Raw genomic sequence first — 18051 nt, 5'->3', positions numbered from 1 at the left:
TCGGATTCAGGCAGGTGCTTCATCTCTTTTTTTCATTTTTGTCTCTGCAAATTTCAATAACGCTTCACTCGAATCCCCGTTTGAGTACATATTCCATTTGTCCGAGAACCGCTTCATTTCTTCTGCGTTAAATTGCTCTTTCGTCATTTCCTCCAGAAGGGCTCCGCTGTCATGACATGCCTTCCCGGGAATAACGGACGTATAATTGTCGATTAAACCGCGCTTTTGATCATATTCTTCCAGATCATATGTGAAAAAGAAAATCGGTTTATTTAAAAGCGCGAATTCAAAAGGTACGGAAGAGTAGTCCGTAATTAAAATATCTGCCGCCTTCAAGAGATCATGAAGACGCATGTCAGACACATTCTTGATCGATTCGCTTTCAAACGAAGCCGAAATCTGATTCAAAACGGCAGGGTGAAGTTTTACAAGCAGCATATACTCTCCGTTTAATTCGTTTGTGAGCTGTTCTTCGGTGAATGGGAGCCTGAAGGACTGCATATCATAATCCCTGAATGTCGGTGCGTACAGGATGATTTTTTTCGGCCATTTGCGCTTCAGTTGCGGCTTGTTTTCTTCATAATAGACGTCAGTCAGGGGGACACCCGTTTTTAACAGCTGGCCCTCCCGTATTCCGAATGACTTTTTAAAAACGTCAGCCATCGCGTCTGAGCCGACGGTGACAAAATCAAACGAACGGTACACTTTTTTAAAACGGCTGATGTCTGATGCAGGACGGTTTTGATTCGTCACATCCTCAAGGCCGAACTTTTTCAAAGAACCGTTCGCATGCCACACCTGAATGCATGTCGTTTGCGGCCGGCGGTTTAAAACGCTCGTCAGGAGAAAATAGTTATCCGTTATGACCGCTTTGCTCTTAAAAAGGATGGAAACGGCCTTCACAAGATGCAGCGGGTTTTTTTCGTTCAGATAAAAAGAGCCGAGACCTTCCAGCTCTTTTTCCAGACTGACGGCGTGTCTCGTATACAGAACCGTCACTTCATAAGAAAGCGATTCAGCGTGCGCCTTGTAAGAACGGATGAGAGCCTGCGCATTCTCTTCAAAAGATACCAGCAGGGTCAGATGATTCTTTGCCTTCAAAGGCTTGAACAAAACGCCGAGAACCGTCAGATATATAGAATAGAAAGCGGCGAATAAAGATCGCAAGTTCATAGATTACCAATCTCTTTTGCAGTTTTATTTGTTTAAAGCTGTTTCGTTTGATCTTCAGCCTGCTTGGAATACAGACTTTTATTTGATTTATTATCTCTCAAAACGGTAAAAGCATACTTCGGAATGTTCAGCATCCTTTTCCATCTCCACGGATTTGTCACCAGCCGGTACAGCCATTCCAGATTCGTTTTGATCATCCATCGAGGGGCGCGTTTCACCGTTCCGCTGAAAACATCAAGGCTTCCGCCCAAACCGATCGATACAGCCTGAGGGAAAAGATGTTTGTTTTCATAAATAAATTGTTCCTGATGCGGATAACCTAAGGCGACAAACACGATATCGGGTTTCGCCCGGGAAATCTGTTTGGCGACGAAGCGTTTATCCGCTTCATAGCCGTTGCTGGCTCCGACAACTTCGATATGCGGATACTCTTTGCTGATCCGATTCAAAACGGCATCAAGCACGTCTTGTTTAGCTCCGTATAAAAATATTTTTTTAGACTGCCGGTTTGCGAGACCGAGCAGCGAAAGAAACACATCGAATCCCGCAATTCTTGATTTCAGCGGGTGCTGCGTCAAACGGGACATTAACACGACGCCGATACCATCCGGCAGGACGAAATCCGCGGAAGAAATGACTTGATGATAACCTTTGTCTTTCGCCGCAGCGTATCCGATCTCAGGGTTGACCGTCGCAATGACGGCACCTTGCTTTTGTGCGATATAATAAGTGTCTAAATATGAAATAAACTCCTGTAAATTTCCATTAACATAAGAAAGGTTGTGCACCATTTCAGTCTGCATCTGCCGTCCTCCTTTTGTACGGGATTTCCTTTCACTTTTTCGTGACTTAGGCTAAGCTTTATTTTAACATAATACCTTCAGATAAACTTAACAATAGTTTTACAAAAATATAAATAAGATAACAATTTCTTTAATCATACGCGTGAAAACCCTGCTAAACTCCTATTGTAATAACAATTGTTAATAAAAGGAATTTAACTTCGCTTTACATTAGCTTAACCTTTTCAGGGCTATGTGATATAATGAGGTTCCATGAGTACGAAATTGGCACTTTAGTGATTAAGGATACAGCTGCGCAGCATTTCAGGGCAGTTGCTTGTTATACGTATGATGATAGAAAGGAGCTTTTGTTTCATGAAGAAGGTCATTACTTACGGAACGTTTGATTTACTGCATTGGGGTCATATTAAACTGCTTGAGCGCGCAAAGCAGCTTGGAGATTACCTTGTCGTTGCCATCTCAACAGATGAGTTCAACCTTCAAAAACAAAAAAAGGCCTATCACAGCTATGAACACAGAAAGCTGATTCTGGAAACCATCCGTTATGTCGACGAAGTCATTCCGGAAAACAGCTGGGATCAAAAAGTACGGGACGTAGCGGATCACAATATCGACGTGTTCGTAATGGGAGACGATTGGGAAGGCAAATTCGACTTCCTTAAAGATCAATGCGAAGTCATCTATCTCCCTAGAACCGAAGGTATTTCCACTACACAGATTAAAAAAGAAATTGCCGGGGTGTAATACGGGAATTTAATAGATTGCGTGAAAAACCATCAAAGTACTTCTTATTTTTAGATAAGAAGTACTTTTTGATGCTTAAATTGGTTTTGTTAATTTAATCTGCGGGAATAGTATTATTTTGCAGTGTTTTATTAAATTCATATGGTGAAAGGGAGAAAAAATTTGTCCAATCAGCCTATTAACTATAATAATGAGTTTCCCGATATGATGTATTATTTTATCTCAGGCGGACTGCCGGATAATTACGGAGGCCTGACCAAATCACTATTATTGCGCTCTAAACTCTTCGGAGAAGAAAGCCAAAAGAAAACCGCCTTTCTTACTTTTAGATTTGATTTAGAGTTTGCAAGAAAAAAGAACGAGCTGTTTGAAAATGGAAAAGCTGACTCCGAATACACACAAGTTATCAACATGTATGATGACTTTTTAAGTAAAAAAACAAAAGGCAAGCGGATTTATTCAGAGAAAATTGAGCTGGATCAAATAAAAAGACATGTCAGCAAGGGGAAAGTAAGCAAAGCAATCTCAAAAATATTCGGCAAATCATCAAATGATTATATTCTTTCCTATTATTCAGGCGGTGCGGCGGTACGTTACGTAGACTACCTGAATGATGAAAAACAAGTAATAAAAAGGGAAGAATACAATAAAGAAGGACAGGCTGTCATTGTCTCTCATTTTGATACCAAGATTAATCAAATCTTCCTTCAGGAGTTTATCAACAGCGAAAATGTCGTTTATTTGGAAAAACACTACATGTGGGACAGCCAAAGTGAAGAAGTCAAATTAACACATTTTACGTGGTACACGGAGGAAGGTCCATTAACATTTAAAGATGAATCTGAGCTGCGCCGGCATTGGATAGACGTTCTTCAAAATGAAAACGATCGGCCTAAACTATTTCTGGTCGACAGCAGACCTCAGGACAAACATGTCTTCAGAGTAAAAAAAGCGCCGTCATCATATTACGCTGCGATTATTCACAACAAACATTATGGTGATAGTAAATTACAGATCAAAGGGCGTTATAAAGAAGTTTTCGGTCAGATGAATAATCTGGATGCCGTATTTTTTATTACTGAGGAGCAGATTGCAGATTTCACTTTTATTACGGGAGAAAAAGAGACATTCTTTTTTACGCCGCATACGATTAATAAACCGCTTGATGAAGAGGTTTTGAACGTTCCGAGTGAACGAAATAAAGCGGTTATTATCTCAAGGCTTGCCGCAATGAAAAATCTGACGCATGCCGTTAAAGCGTTCAAACTTGTCGTAGATGAAATCCCGGATGCGAAACTGGACATATTCGGTTCCGGAGAAGATACAGAAAAAATCAAAAAGGAAATTGAAGCTCAAAACCTCAAGGATAATGTATTGCTGAAAGGATACACGAATAACCCTGATTACGAGTTTCAAAAAGCATGGCTGACAATTTCGACGTCTCACTTTGAAGGCTTCGGTCTGTCAAATATGGAAGCATTGAGCAACGGATGCCCGGTCGTAACTTACGATTACGATTACGGTGCCAGAAGCTTGGTAGAAGATGGAGTAAACGGCTATGTTATCGAGCAATATAATATAGAAAAATTAGCGGAGGCCATTATCTCTTTAATGAGAGATGACAGCACTCATCAACAATTTTCACGTCAGGCCTTTAAAATGGCTGAAAAATACTCTAAACCAAACTATATTAAAAATTGGTCATATGCTCTTTCCAAAATGATTGAAGTGAGAAAAGAAAAGGAACGGCTCGCTGAAAAAGTCGGCTCTAAAGAACAGCCGATTACATCTTTTGAAAAAAACGGCGACGGACTAGCGATCAGCGTTTCAGTGTCTGACCCAAATGATGTGTTTGAAAAAGTCAGCCTGATTGGGATTGATCGGAAAAACAAAGCTGAAATCATATCCGTATCCTCTGATCAGCCGGCTCAGACGTTTACGATTAATTTTGAAAAGGACATCAAAAAAGAGAAAATCGAGGCCAATCAAACTTCGGTTCTTGACTTTTACATTCAGTTTGTATCAGCTGACCGTATACGTATTCAAAGAAGGGTATCCAGCCGTGAAGTCAACCTCGGCGAAAAGGACCGGTTTATGAATAACGGATATATTTTTGAACCTTATACGACAGTGAAAGGTAATTTCTCTATTAAATTAAACAAAAAGGATCACATCGATTAAGTGAAATCGGCTAAGTGAAGAGCTTTAATACAGAGGAGCAGAAAATAAGTATGGATGAAAATACTGTGATTAAATGTATTTTGAAAAGCTTAAAAAATAATGTGGGCGATCTGATGCTCTCTATTTCACTTGAAAGCGAAGAACCATTAGCTGAGGAAGTGAAATATTATTTAAAATTAAAAGAACGGCGTTCCGGAGCGGAGGATTTTGTTCTTTTAGAGAAAGAGAGCCCGGCGCAATACAGCACTTCAATTAATATTCACTCGTTTCCTGAACCTTTAGAAATGGGACAGACTTATGATTTTTATGTGGTTTTGGGTGAGCCGGCTGCGGAGGAGGAAGAACAGCCGATGCAGGTGCGTTTATCCGTGGAAGCGGAAGCGATTGAGCGTGCCTACCACCTTGATCATACGACTGAGCTGTTAATTTTGCCTTATACAACCGATAAGGGTAATTTCTCTTTAAAAGTAAAAAGAGAAGCGAAAATCGTGAAATTTGATGAGATTCAGCTGAAGGCAGAAGAGATTAATATTTCAGGGTATGCCGGATATCTTAGTTCAGAGAATCAGCTCTCAGTTAAAAATTTGCAATTTGTCATTAAAAAAGGGGGAGAAGACCCCGTAGAAAAACATTTTCCTATTGAAATGACAAAAAAAGCGGAGAATATTGAAGAGCTTCGAGAAGATGCATTCACTCCTGAAATTTTTGATTTCCAAATAAAGATTCCATTAAAAGATATTCCTTATTCTCTGGAAAAACGATTTGTCTACCGCATGTTTATGGAATTTCATTGTGAAAACGAGGAATCTGAACATATTGTTATCACCAGCACTCCGCTTGTGCTTGGGGATAGGAAAAATAAACTGAAAGGCCTCATTAGCGTTGTGAATAAAGACAGCGGGCCGGTCAGATATGAAGTATATAAAAAGAAGAAAAAGCAGACTGTCTGTATCCGTGTGAACGACTACAGCCTGAAAACAAGGGTAAAATACTTCATAAAAGGAAAGAAAAAGCGTTTCATTTCTAAAATAAAAAAACTGAAAAAACGCAGAAATTCTCTTATTACGAAGGGTTATAAAGTTGTTTTCAGAATGGCGAGCAAAATGCCTGTCAAAAGCAAGACCATTATTTTTGAAAGCTTTAACGGCAAGCAATACAGCTGTAACCCGAGAGCCATTTATGAATACATGCAAATCAATCATCCGGAATATAAAATGTATTGGAGCGTAAATAAGCAGTATACAGCGCCTTTTAAAGAGAAGGGCATTCAATACATTAACAGGCTCTCAATCAAGTGGCTGTTTGCTATGGCGCGGGCAGAGTATTGGGTAGTCAACAGCCGTCTGCCTTTATGGATTCCAAAGCCGGAACATACAACCTATCTTCAAACATGGCACGGCACGCCTTTAAAAAGACTTGCAATGGATATGGAAGAAGTCCATATGCCGGGTACCAATACGAAAAAATATAAAAAGAATTTTATTAAAGAGGCATCAAATTGGGATTATTTAATTTCACCGAATGCCTATTCGTCTGAGATATTTGCGCGCGCCTTCCAATTCGAGAAAACAATGATTGAGTCAGGTTATCCGAGAAATGACTTTCTTCATAATGACAATAATGAAGAGACAATCACAGCGATCAAAAGAAGATTACACTTGCCAGAGGACAAGAAAATTATTCTTTATGCGCCGACATGGAGAGATGACCAATTTTATGCAAAAGGGCGTTATAAATTTGACCTTGATTTGGACCTGCACAAATTAAGGGAAGAGCTCGGAGATGAATATCTCGTTATTCTGAGAATGCATTATCTTGTGGCTGAAAATTTTGACCTGGGTCCGTTTGAAGGGTTTGCTTACGATTTTTCTGCCCACGAAGATATTCGTGAATTGTATATGATTTCAGATCTGTTAATCACGGATTACTCTTCAGTATTTTTCGATTTTGCAAATCTGAAGCGTCCGATGCTGTTTTTTGTTCCTGATATTGAAACGTACCGGGACAAACTCAGAGGGTTTTACTTCGATTTTGAGAAAGATGCTCCCGGACCGTTAGTAAAAACGACAGAAGAAACAATCGATGCAATCAAACACATTTCATCACCGGGTTATCAGCACCCAGTTTCATTCAAACCTTTTTACGACAAGTTCTGTTATCTGGAATCAGGACATTCTTCTGAAAAAGTCGTAAAGATTGTGTTTGAATCTGAATAATAGAAAAACCCCTTTGTATCAAGGGGTTTTTCTATTATGGCTTTACAAAGCTTTTAGCAGCATTTGCATGCGGCTTGAAAGTGAAAAAAAAATTAATTTCTGGTACAATTATCAGCGATGCTTTATAAAATCAAATCAACCTAAGGAAGATTAAAATGAATGCTGTAGTGAAAATACTAAAAGAGCAAGTAACATCATTTCCTTTAATCATGCGTTTAGCGGCCTACGAAACAAAGTCTAAATATCAAATGAATTATTTAGGCGTTTTATGGCAGTTTTTAAATCCTCTTATTCAAATGCTTGCCTATTGGTTTGTTTTTGGATTGGGAATCAGAAAAGGAGGGCCGATGGCTACAGGTGCCGGAGAAGTGCCTTTCATTCTGTGGATGCTTGCAGGTCTGATACCGTGGTTTTTTATAAGTCCGACAATACTAGACGGATCAAATAGTGTATTTAAAAGAATTAAAATGGTTGCTAAAATGAATTTTCCAATCAGTTCTTTGCCGTCCGTCGCCATCGCTTCTAATTTGTTCAGTTATGCAATTATGATGGTGATATATATCATTGCATTGCTTGCCAGCGGAATCTATCCGAGCCTTCATTGGCTTCAATATATTTATTATTTTGTATGTCTGATGGCTTTCTTATTTTCGTTCAGCTTGTTTAATTCGACAATCAGCGTGCTGATCCGAGACTATCAGTTTCTTCTTCAGGCAGTGACAAGACTTTTGTTTTTCCTGCTGCCGATTTTTTGGGACATTCACTCGAAGCTGGGGGCAGATCACCCGGAATTGGTGCCGGTCCTGAAGCTGAATCCGCTTTTTTATATTATTGACGGATTCAGGAACAGTTTCTTAGATGGTCAGTGGTTCTTTCAAGATATGAAATATACACTGTATTTCTGGCTGTTCACTTTATTTTTATTAACAGTCGGTTCTGTTTTACACATGAAATTCAGAGATAAGTTTATTGACTTTCTTTAATACGTAAGGAGATTGTACGATGAAACTAAAAGTTTCGTTTCGAAATGTTTCAAAGCAGTATCATCTTTATGAAAAACAGTCGGACAAAATAAAAGGTTTGTTTTTCCCTGCTAAAGATAACGGTTTTTTCGCTGTGCGAAATGTCTCCTTTGATGTATATGAAGGGGAGACAATCGGCTTTGTAGGAATTAACGGATCGGGTAAATCGACGATGTCAAATCTGCTTGCAAAAGTAATACCGCCGACAAGCGGTGAAATTGAAATGAACGGCCAGCCGTCGCTTATTGCGATTGCGGCCGGTTTAAATAATGCCTTGACTGGCCGGGATAACATAAGACTCAAATGTTTAATGATGGGGCTGACAAATAAAGAAATCGATGAGATGTATGACAGCATAGTTGAGTTTGCTGAGATCGGTGATTTTATTAATCAGCCGGTGAAAAACTATTCGAGCGGTATGAAGTCCCGCCTTGGCTTTGCTATTTCCGTGCATATAGATCCGGATATCTTAATCATTGATGAAGCCCTCTCTGTAGGGGACCAGACATTTTATCAGAAGTGTGTTGACCGGATCCAGGAATTTAAGGAACAAGGAAAAACCATTTTCTTTGTGAGTCATTCCATCGGTCAGATTGAAAAAATGTGTGACCGTGTGGCTTGGATGCACTATGGTGAATTAAGAATGTTCGACGATACTGAAACCGTAGTCAAAGAGTACAAATCATTTATCGATTGGTTTAATAAGCTCTCCAAAAAAGACAAAGAGAAATATAAGAAAGATCAGGTTGCTGAGCGTAAAAAAGAATCGCCTGAGCAGCAGGCGATTGTAAAGGAACAAAAGAAAAGAAATAAATCCGGATCAGCAGTCAATGCTGTTCAAATTGCAATATTATCAATACTGCTTGTGTTTATAGCCGGAACCATGTTTTTCAGCGCCCCGCTCCGTACGATCGCTTCGTTCGGTAAGATCGGATATCAAGATGATATCAATAAGGGGAAATACCAGACATCGGTGAATAAAAAAGGTTTCGTATTAAAAGATCAGACGCAAGCGTATAAAGATACAGAGCTGAAAAAAAAGGCTGACTTCCTTATTCCGTTCGGTGCTCAGATTAAAGTTGTATCTGAAGACAGGCAATCGGCAAAGATTGAGATTAACAATAAAACGTACTATATCCCGCAAAACGCAGCAGTCTTTAACGGAAAAAGTTCAAATGTGAAAGCATCGGCTTTTTCACCGTATGTAAAGCAGAGTGATGCTGACCAACTTGTTTCCCTTCTGGGAGAGCGCGTTAATGATATTCAGCAAGAAACTAAAGAGTTGCAGAAAGAAGTCGTGAATGGCCGGGAGACATTGTATCTTAAAAATGGCCAGGTTAGTTATGTAATAAAGAATGGCAAGGCCGAGCAGCTTGTTTTCAGAGGAATATCGGCTGTTACTCCGGCAGATCTATCTCTGAATAATCAAGATGTTATAAAGGGAAGCGGTGATCGGCAATTTATTGCCGAAAATGATAAATACGCTTTTATCATCAATAACGACAATCAAACATTAACCTGCATTTTAAAATAAAAAGCTGTTGGATTTATTCCAACAGCTTTTTTCTCTTATAATTCATCTTTTCTTAACAGGTCTTCCATGAAAGGAATGAGATGATCACGCAGTTCATGATCCTGCATCGCAAATTCTAATGTAGTGGTAATAAAGCCTAGTTTTTCACCAACATCATATCTTTTGCCCTCAAAATCGTAGGCAAAAACCCGTTGGATTTCATTCAGTCTTTGAATAGCGTCTGTAAGCTGAATTTCTCCTCCGGCACCAATTTGCTGTTCTTCAAGATACATGAAGATTTCAGGAGTGAAGACATAACGTCCCAGTATTGCAAGGTTGGACGGAGCAGTCCCTTGCGGCGGCTTTTCAACAAAGTTCTTCACCTGATATCTGCGGCCTTCACTTGTCAGCGGATCAATAATTCCGTATCGATGGGTTTCTTCCTCAGGCACTTGCTGAACCCCTATAATAGAAGAAAGTGTTTTTTCATATTCATCCATCAGCTGACGAAGTCCTGGTTTCTCTGCTTGAACGATATCATCTCCGAGAAGGACGGCGAATGGCTCGTCACCGATAAAATTACGTGCGCACCAAACGGCATGTCCAAGACCTTTTGGCTCCTTTTGCCGGATATAATGAATGTCAGCAAGGTTAGAGGCTTTTCGGACTTTTTCTAAGAGTTCAATCTTTCCTTTTTCCTCTAGGTTTCTTTCGAGCTCTGGTGAATAATCAAAATGATCTTCAATTGCTCTCTTGCTTTTTCCCGTAACAATAATAATGTCTTCAATACCCGCTTCTACCGCTTCTTCAATTATGTATTGAATAGTTGGTTTGTCTACAATCGGAAGCATCTCTTTCGGCATGGCTTTAGTTGCCGGCAGAAAGCGTGTCCCTAAACCTGCAGCGGGGATTATGGCTTTGCGTACTTTTTTCAATTTAAAGCACCTTCCTTAGCGTCACTTAAATGATAAGTTATGATATTTATACAGACTCAGGCTTGCTGATATTTTCTGTATACCCGATATTTCATTTTTAACACTTTTAATGATATAAGATAAACCATTATTAAACAAGTTTTATCCGCAAAGCCTTAATGATATATCCTTTTTCAATTAGGGGAAAATAATACAAGATATTTAACCCGCGGATCATATCGTGTAAAATGGATTGATAATGAAAAATGACACAAACCAGATACAGGAGAAATAGACATGAAAAAACTTAAAGTCATGACGGTATTCGGTACAAGGCCTGAAGCGATAAAAATGGCGCCCCTTGTGCTTGAATTAAAAAAATACCCTGAAATTGAATCATATGTCACTGTAACTGCCCAGCACAGACAAATGCTGGATCAAGTTCTCCACGCATTTCGTATTAAGCCTGATTTCGATCTGAATATTATGAAAGAACGGCAGACGCTGGCCGAAATCACTTCAAACGCCTTGGTGAAACTGGACGGTCTGTTTAAGGAAATCAAGCCTGATATTGTTCTTGTTCACGGTGATACGACAACCACCTTTGCCGGAAGCCTTGCAGCTTTTTATCATCAGATTGCAGTCGGTCACGTAGAGGCCGGATTGCGGACGGGCAACAAATATTCTCCGTTTCCGGAAGAACTGAACCGTCAAATGACCGGAGCGCTTGCTGATATCCACTTTGCTCCGACACAGCAAGCGAAGCAAAATTTACTGAATGAGAATAAAAAAGAAAGCTCAATTTTTGTTACCGGAAATACAGCGATTGATGCTCTGAATACAACGGTTCACTCTGAATATTCACACAGGATGTTTGAAACAATCGGCAATGACAGAATGATTTTACTGACGGCGCACCGCAGGGAAAATTTAGGTCAGCCTATGGAACATATGTTTAAAGCCATCCGCCGGATCGCAGACGAGTTCAGCGATGTTCAAGTCGTTTATCCGGTACACTTGAATCCGGCTGTACGTGAAGCTGCTGATAAGCACTTTGGTGATTCGAAGCGTGTCCATTTGATTGAACCTCTTGAAGTGATTGATTTCCACAATTTTGCGTCAAGGTCGTATTTCATTTTAACTGATTCAGGAGGCGTTCAGGAGGAAGCTCCTTCCTTAGGAAAGCCGGTTCTCGTATTACGCGATACTACTGAACGGCCCGAAGGAGTGGAGGCGGGCACGCTGAAATTAGCCGGTACTGATGAAGAAACGATTTATCAGCTGACAAAACAGCTGCTAACTGATAAACAAGAATATGAAAAAATGTCGCGGGCATCTAATCCCTATGGAGATGGTATGGCATCAAGAAGGATTGCTGAGGGGCTGCTCTATCAATTCGGACTGCGTTCAGAGCGTCCTGATTCATTTGAGGTGTAACAAGGAAGCAGCTCCGCATAAGTATGCGAAGCTGCTTTTTCTTCATTAATTAAAGGTTGAGACTGCTTTTTAATTCTTTTGTAATAGAAGCAAGTCCGTTTTCATCTGCTTTGTAATAGTAAATTCCGTTAATTTTGGTGCCGTCACCCTTCAATTCATGCTGAATCACTTTCTTGCGGGCATCTTTATAACCGGATTGAATATCCCACATATCATCAAAAGTTAAATTCGTTTTTACATTGTTCTCTACCACTTTAAACATATCTCCGAATTTCGTGACAGAAGAGATATTTGCCCCTTTATTGATAATACCCTCTATAATCTGCCGCTGTCTGTCTTGACGGCCGAAGTCTCCTTTAGGATCTTCTTTTCGCATTCGTGAGTAGGCGAGGGCTTCATCACCGTTTAATGAAATATTGCCTTTGCTGAAGGAATAACCGTCATAGTTGAAAGCGAATGTACTGTTGACAGTGATGCCGCCTAAAGTGTCAACGACAGCTTTAAAGCTTTCCATGTTTACTTTAATGAAGTAATCTACAGGAAGGTCCAAGAAATTCTCCACCGTATCTACTGCCATTTGTGTACCGCCGAATGCGTATGAATGATTGATTTTATCCATCGTGCCTTTGCCGATAATTTTTGTATATGTGTCTCGCGGAATACTGACCATGTCCGTTGTTTTTGTCTTTGGATTGACTGTAAGGTAAATGAGCGAGTCGGCCCTACCTTTATCATTTTTACGTTCATCTACGCCCATGATTAAGACAGAGAACGGTTCGTGTTTATTTATTTTTACCTCAGTACTGCGTTTATTCGATTTGTTAATGTCTTCGTGAATGCTTGCGACAGTTGATGCCGCTTTATGCCATAGATAGTATGTAAAGCCGCCGGAAACTAAAATAAAAATGCCGATGATTGTCAGAAAGACCAGTAACAAAGTCTTTTTCTTTTTTCTTCGTTTACTTCTCATCTCAATACACCCCATCTGTTTTAATTGAAAATTGGACTTCCAGCAAATACAAGATTATATAATAAATACATTAAATCCTAATATAGTCGAATATTATCGAAAAAAGTTTCAATGTTTCTTAATTTTTCTTTAAAATAGATAATATATTGTCGATAATCCATAATGAGGTGAAAAAAATGAAAAAAATTTTTGGATGTTTGTTCTTTATACTGCTTCTAGCCGGGTGCGGAGTTACCAATGAAAAATCCCAAGGCGAGGATGCAGGTGAAAAGCTGGTAACGAAAGAGGGCACTTATGTAGGGCTGGCGGATACTCATACAATAGAAGTTACTGTCGATCATGAACCGGTAAGTTTTGATATCACTGAAGAATCAGCGGATGATGTGAAGAATTTAAATAATGGCGAAAAAGTGACAGTAAAATATCAAAAAAATAGCAAAGGACAGCTTGTGCTGAAGGATATTGAACCGGCAAATTAAGAAATAGGAGGACGCTGTAATCTTGAAAACTTGCAAACATTTAATAGGACTGACTCTAGCTGTTGTTTTACTGTTCATACCTGCGGTTACCTTTGCGGCAGATTCCGAAATCTCAGTAAAGCTGACAAATTACATAGGAAATCAATCAAGTATTTCTTTATCTCCAACAGGGTTTTATCAGGTTACTGGTGATCACGTAGCTGTAACCGACCGTTTTTCGGGAGCATCGCGATATGAGACGGCGGCTCTGGCATCTGACTCCCAATGGACGAACCCTAAAACAGTTATTCTTGTCAATCGTGATGTTTTTATCGATGCATTACCTGTAATTCCTTTGGCGAAAAAATTGGATGCACCAGTGTTATTTACACAGCCGGACACTCTGACCAAAACAACAGAAAAACAGATTGCTAAGTTCAACCCCGATAATATCCTGGTCATCGGCGGGGCTAAAAGCATCTCGAAGGACGTTGAAAATAAGCTTAAGTCTTATGCAGCTGTGAAAAGAATCAGCGGGAAAAATCGTTATGTTCTTTCTGAAAACATTGCAAAACAAATGGGCAATTATGATAAAGCAATTGTTGTAACAGGGAATGTTTTTCAAGACGCTTTAGCCATAGCTCCGTATGCCGCTGCAAACGGCTATCCCATATTACTGACTGAAAAGGATAAATTGCCGGATTATGACCTTCCGAAGCAAGTCTTAATTATCGGGAGTTCGTTCAGCGTGAGTGATGCAGTAGAAAATCAAATTAAAAAAACTTCAACTGTGCAGCGCATACCCGGGTCAACGAGGTATGAATTGACTGCTAATATCATTAATCAGCTAAAGTTGAAGGCTGATAAAGTCGTCATGACTAATGGAACTAAATATGCTGATGTTCTGGTGGGTGCTTCTCTAGCTGCCAAAAAAGGCAGTCAAATTTTATATATCAAACAAGATAATGTTCCTTCAGCAGCTAAATCAGTGACAAAAGAGAAGGCGTCGTATGCATACGACTTTATCGGAAGTACAAGCTCAATTTCCGCCGGAGTTGAAAATGAGCTTTCAAATCATTTTTACTTAGCCGGCGGAAGCACATATAACTTACAAATCAATAATGGAAAGTTAAGTCTTAATCATATTAAAACATACGGGAATTCTCTGAGAATAAAACCGGAAACATACAATGAATCCAACCGGATAAGTTTAAATGGAAAAGAATACTTAGGGACGATTAATTTTTCAATAGAGTCAGGCAAATATATCAGACCTGTAAATGAAAATATTCCTTTTGAAGATTATTTGAAAGGTGTCGTACCGAATGAAATGCCCGCAAGCTGGTCTCTTGAAGCACTCAAGGCGCAAACAGTTGCGGCAAGAACATACTCAATTACGAAGACCGGGAGCACTGTAGCTGATACTACTGCTTTTCAAGTATATGGCGGGTACAGCTGGAACGCCAATACAACTAAAGCGGTGCAGCAGACGAAAAATAAAGTGCTGACTTACAACGGAAATTTAATTACGGCATCTTATTCATCGAGTAATGGCGGTTATACAGAATCAAGCGACGAAGTATGGGGTTCAAGCGTTCCTTATTTAACTGCAAAAAAAGACACAAAAGATCCTCAAACGGCCTGGAGTCTGACACTTTCTAAGCAGCAAATCAACACAGATTCAATTAATGTAAATCAGCCGGCATCTTGGTTTGCTTCGAAGAATGAGACAAATGCAGCTCAACTGAGCGGTATTAAAAATTGGCTTTTAAAAAATAAGGAAACTGGCGCTTCCGCCATTAAAATTATAAAAATAGAAGATTTTACATTCAGCGGAACAACTAAAGGACAGCGGGCCAAAACAGCAACTTTGAAAGTAAATTACGCTGTCAAAAATAACAATGGAAATTACGAGGCAAATAAAACGGCTGCAATGACTGTGCCGGTGACTGAATTGAGGACGATGATCGGAGCCTCCGTATTTAAAAGCACTTATGTGACTGTCAGCCAAAACGGCTCGGCTTTTACAATCACCGGAAAGGGATACGGGCACGGTATCGGCATGAGCCAATACGGCGCTAAGGCAAGGGCGGAATCAGGAGATTCATATAGTTCGATTTTAAAATTTTATTACCCGGGCACAACATTGACTGACTATTAAATAAAAGAGAGCAGGAGGAAGGCAATTGCGTTCTTATCTTAAAGTCCTGATAATTTCTATGCTGGGACTCATCTTATTTATCCCGTCAGCTTTAGCTGACAACGCGGTTAAAAGAGTAGGGGGAAGCAACAGGTACGGTACGGCTGCTGCACTTTCCAAGCAGGTGTATTCAACAGCGAGTACAGCTGTTGTCGTCGGCGGAGGATCGTATGCAGATGCTATATCCGCCGCGACTATGGCATATCAAAAAAATGCTCCGTTGCTTTACACAAACAAAGATAATTTGTCATCAGAGACGAAAACCCGTCTGAAAGAATTAAAAACAAAAACGGTCATTATCGTCGGAGGCACGCCTGCTGTATCAGCAAATACAGCAAATCAAATCAAAGCGCTCGGCATCAGTGTTAAGAGAATTTCAGGAAGCAACCGATATGATACGGCAGCTAAAGTAGCAAAGGAAATGCCTGCCGCTTCAAAAGCAGTTATTGCAAACGGATTTTTATATGCTGATGCAATCGCTGCAATTCCATATGCCGCAATGAACGGATATCCAATTTTATTTACGAATCAAACAGATATTAACAGCGCGACAGCAGGAGCTATAAAAAGCAAGGGAATCAAAAGCTCTATTGTAGCAGGGGGAACCGGGAGCATAAATGCTTCAGTCTTTAATAAACTTCCTTCTCCAAAAAGAATCAGCGGAAGCAACCGATATGAACTTGCGGCCAATTTAGTTCAGCAGTTAAATCTTCCGACAGGCAATGTATTTGTCAGCAATGGTTTCGGATATGCAGACTCAATAGCGGGGGCCGCGCTTGCTGCAAAGAAAAAACAATCTATCATTCTGACAAACGGAAGCAATCTCTCAAAAGAGACAAGAGTAATTATAGGAAGAAAAAAATTAAGCAGTTTTACCATTATCGGGAACACCCCGGCTGTCAGCTCAAATGTAGCCAATCAGCTGAAAAATCCAGTATCGGGAAAAACAATTTTAATTGATCCCGGTCATGGAGATCAAGATTCCGGTTCTATAGGTAACGGAATTTTAGAAAAAGACGTCAACCTTGATATCGGTAAAAGGCTGAATACAAAATTAAATGCTTCAGGTGCTCTTCCGGTCATGACGAGGTCCAATGATACATTTTATTCCCTGCAGGAAAGGGTAAATAAAGGCGCAACCGCAGGAGCTGATTTATTCATCAGTGTTCACGGCAATGCAAATGACGCGACTTCTGCAAACGGAACTGAGACCTACTATGATGAGACATATCAAGCTGCTGCAAGCAAACGCCTGGCTGAACAAATTCAGCCCAAGGTTGTTAATGCATTATCAACAAGAGACAGAGGGGTTAAAACGGCTCCATTCTATGTCATTAAATATTCCAAAATGCCTAGTGTATTGGTAGAGACGGCTTTTATTACGAATCCGTCTGATGCAAGTAAATTAAAACAAGCATCTTATAAGGAAAAGACAGCTGCAGCCATCAATGATGGAATCGTGTCTTATTATAAGTAAACCTTTTATATATTTTTGTACGGAGCCTGCCGGTCAGAATTGACCGGCAGGCTTTTTGCGCTGTTACGCGCTCATCATTATCATTTTCTAATTATAGTAACCGCCGTTTATGGATATGAATAGATTTACAATAAAAAAACAATAATCGAAACATTCTAATAAACATTAACGTTTCCTTTACTTCCAATTAACATCCATCTGCTAAACTCACGGCATAGGTCATCAAACATCCCAACAAATCGTGAGGTGTGTGTCAGTGGGAGCAGAGAAAAGCATGAATGTAAATAATAACTATGCAGTGCGGCAGGGGACTTCCGCTGCCGTAACGGAAAGAACGGCCCGTTATTTAGCTTTTAAGCGATTCATGGACATTGTGTTTGCGCTTGCGGGGCTTTTGGCGGCACTCCCGGTAATGGGCCTGTTCTCCATACTGATTCGTTTGGAGTCGCCCGGCCCGGCTTTTTATAAGCAGGAGCGGGTAGGCAAAGACGGGAAGCCGTTTTATTTGTATAAGCTCCGCTCTATGAAAATAGATGCTGAAAAATCGGGGGCGGTCTGGGCGCTGAAAAAGGACCCCCGCGTAACAAAGGTCGGCGCTTTTATCAGAAGGACCCGTATTGATGAGCTGCCGCAGCTGTTAAATGTGCTGCGGGGAGAAATGAGCCTGATCGGCCCGCGTCCCGAACGGCCCGTTTTTACGGAACAGTTTCAGGCTGAGATTCCCGGATTTACGGAGCGGCTGGCTGTTAAGCCTGGATTAAGCGGCTGGGCGCAGGTCAACGGGGGATATGACATGACACCGAGGGAAAAGCTGATGTTTGACTTATATTATATCCGAAACCTGACCTTTTCATTGGAACTGAAGATTATGCTCAAAACGTGCAAAGTGATCTGGACCGGTGACGGGGCACGATAGAAAATTCTGGTCAGCAGACAAAAAAGT

At 40.3% G+C, this 18051-nt stretch carries 14 protein-coding genes; 10 read left to right on the top strand and 4 right to left on the bottom strand.

The window, feature by feature from the left end; genetic code table 11:
• Positions 1 to 6: 6 nt before the first annotated feature.
• Entirely contained in the window at positions 7 to 1173 is a 1167-nt protein-coding gene (locus MHH91_RS18115; protein ID WP_013353810.1) for a CDP-glycerol--glycerophosphate glycerophosphotransferase, read from the bottom strand.
• A gap of 32 nt (positions 1174 to 1205) precedes the next feature.
• Positions 1206 to 1976 carry a WecB/TagA/CpsF family glycosyltransferase gene (locus MHH91_RS18110; RefSeq protein ID WP_013353809.1) on the bottom strand — a complete coding sequence of 257 codons (771 nt, stop codon included), beginning with the start codon at positions 1974 to 1976 and terminating at the stop codon, positions 1206 to 1208.
• Positions 1977 to 2330: 354 nt separating this feature from the next.
• Here MHH91_RS18110 and tagD point away from each other — a divergent pair, with 354 nt between their 5' ends.
• From tagD to tagH, 5 genes are all read left to right on the top strand, one after another.
• Positions 2331 to 2720 (top strand): glycerol-3-phosphate cytidylyltransferase, encoded by a 390-nt coding sequence (gene tagD, locus MHH91_RS18105; RefSeq protein WP_003151361.1) that lies wholly within the window; start codon positions 2331 to 2333, stop codon positions 2718 to 2720.
• A gap of 162 nt (positions 2721 to 2882) precedes the next feature.
• The gene (locus tag MHH91_RS18100) at positions 2883 to 4901 is read left to right on the top strand and encodes an alpha-glucosyltransferase N-terminal domain-containing protein (RefSeq protein WP_014472308.1); all 2019 of its coding nucleotides are present in this window, start codon (positions 2883 to 2885) and stop codon (positions 4899 to 4901) included.
• Positions 4902 to 4951: 50 nt separating this feature from the next.
• Positions 4952 to 7117, top strand: a complete 2166-nt coding sequence (locus MHH91_RS18095; RefSeq protein ID WP_013353807.1) for a CDP-glycerol glycerophosphotransferase family protein — start codon at positions 4952 to 4954, stop codon at positions 7115 to 7117.
• Between the two features lie 155 nt (positions 7118 to 7272).
• Complete coding sequence (gene tagG / locus MHH91_RS18090; protein ID WP_013353806.1) at positions 7273 to 8100, top strand: teichoic acids export ABC transporter permease subunit TagG; 828 nt, start codon at positions 7273 to 7275, stop codon at positions 8098 to 8100.
• 19 nt (positions 8101 to 8119) lie between these two features.
• Positions 8120 to 9673 carry a teichoic acids export ABC transporter ATP-binding subunit TagH gene (tagH, locus tag MHH91_RS18085; RefSeq protein WP_013353805.1) on the top strand — a complete coding sequence of 518 codons (1554 nt, stop codon included), beginning with the start codon at positions 8120 to 8122 and terminating at the stop codon, positions 9671 to 9673.
• A 35-nt stretch (positions 9674 to 9708) separates the two neighbouring features.
• Here the strand turns inward: tagH and galU are convergent, their stop codons facing one another.
• The gene (galU, locus tag MHH91_RS18080) at positions 9709 to 10587 is read right to left on the bottom strand and encodes a UTP--glucose-1-phosphate uridylyltransferase GalU (protein WP_013353804.1); all 879 of its coding nucleotides are present in this window, start codon (positions 10585 to 10587) and stop codon (positions 9709 to 9711) included.
• Positions 10588 to 10863: 276 nt separating this feature from the next.
• Between galU and wecB the strand changes: the two genes are divergently transcribed.
• The gene (gene wecB / locus MHH91_RS18075; protein ID WP_014471100.1) at positions 10864 to 12003 is read left to right on the top strand and encodes a non-hydrolyzing UDP-N-acetylglucosamine 2-epimerase; all 1140 of its coding nucleotides are present in this window, start codon (positions 10864 to 10866) and stop codon (positions 12001 to 12003) included.
• Positions 12004 to 12052: 49 nt separating this feature from the next.
• Here the strand turns inward: wecB and tagU are convergent, their stop codons facing one another.
• Positions 12053 to 12973, bottom strand: a complete 921-nt coding sequence (gene tagU, locus MHH91_RS18070) for a polyisoprenyl-teichoic acid--peptidoglycan teichoic acid transferase TagU (protein ID WP_013353802.1) — start codon at positions 12971 to 12973, stop codon at positions 12053 to 12055.
• 176 nt (positions 12974 to 13149) lie between these two features.
• On the opposite strand from tagU, the gene MHH91_RS18065 reads away from it, so the two are divergent.
• The 4 genes from MHH91_RS18065 to MHH91_RS18050 all read left to right on the top strand — a co-directional run bounded on the left by MHH91_RS18065 (position 13150) and on the right by MHH91_RS18050 (position 18024).
• Complete coding sequence (locus tag MHH91_RS18065) at positions 13150 to 13452, top strand: membrane protein (RefSeq protein ID WP_013353801.1); 303 nt, start codon at positions 13150 to 13152, stop codon at positions 13450 to 13452.
• A 22-nt stretch (positions 13453 to 13474) separates the two neighbouring features.
• Positions 13475 to 15592, top strand: coding sequence for a SpoIID/LytB domain-containing protein (locus MHH91_RS18060; protein ID WP_013353800.1), 2118 nt, complete (start codon positions 13475 to 13477; stop codon positions 15590 to 15592).
• 25 nt (positions 15593 to 15617) lie between these two features.
• Positions 15618 to 17108, top strand: a complete 1491-nt coding sequence (locus tag MHH91_RS18055; RefSeq protein ID WP_014472306.1) for an N-acetylmuramoyl-L-alanine amidase — start codon at positions 15618 to 15620, stop codon at positions 17106 to 17108.
• Positions 17109 to 17364: 256 nt separating this feature from the next.
• Positions 17365 to 18024 (top strand): exopolysaccharide biosynthesis polyprenyl glycosylphosphotransferase, encoded by a 660-nt coding sequence (locus tag MHH91_RS18050; protein ID WP_014471097.1) that lies wholly within the window; start codon positions 17365 to 17367, stop codon positions 18022 to 18024.
• Positions 18025 to 18051 lie beyond the last annotated feature (27 nt).

The organism is Bacillus sp. FSL K6-2819, assembly GCF_038008305.1.
GTDB classification, from domain to species: Bacteria; Bacillota; Bacilli; order Bacillales; family Bacillaceae; genus Bacillus; species Bacillus amyloliquefaciens.
This window is presented reverse-complemented; position numbering and strand designations above follow the sequence as displayed.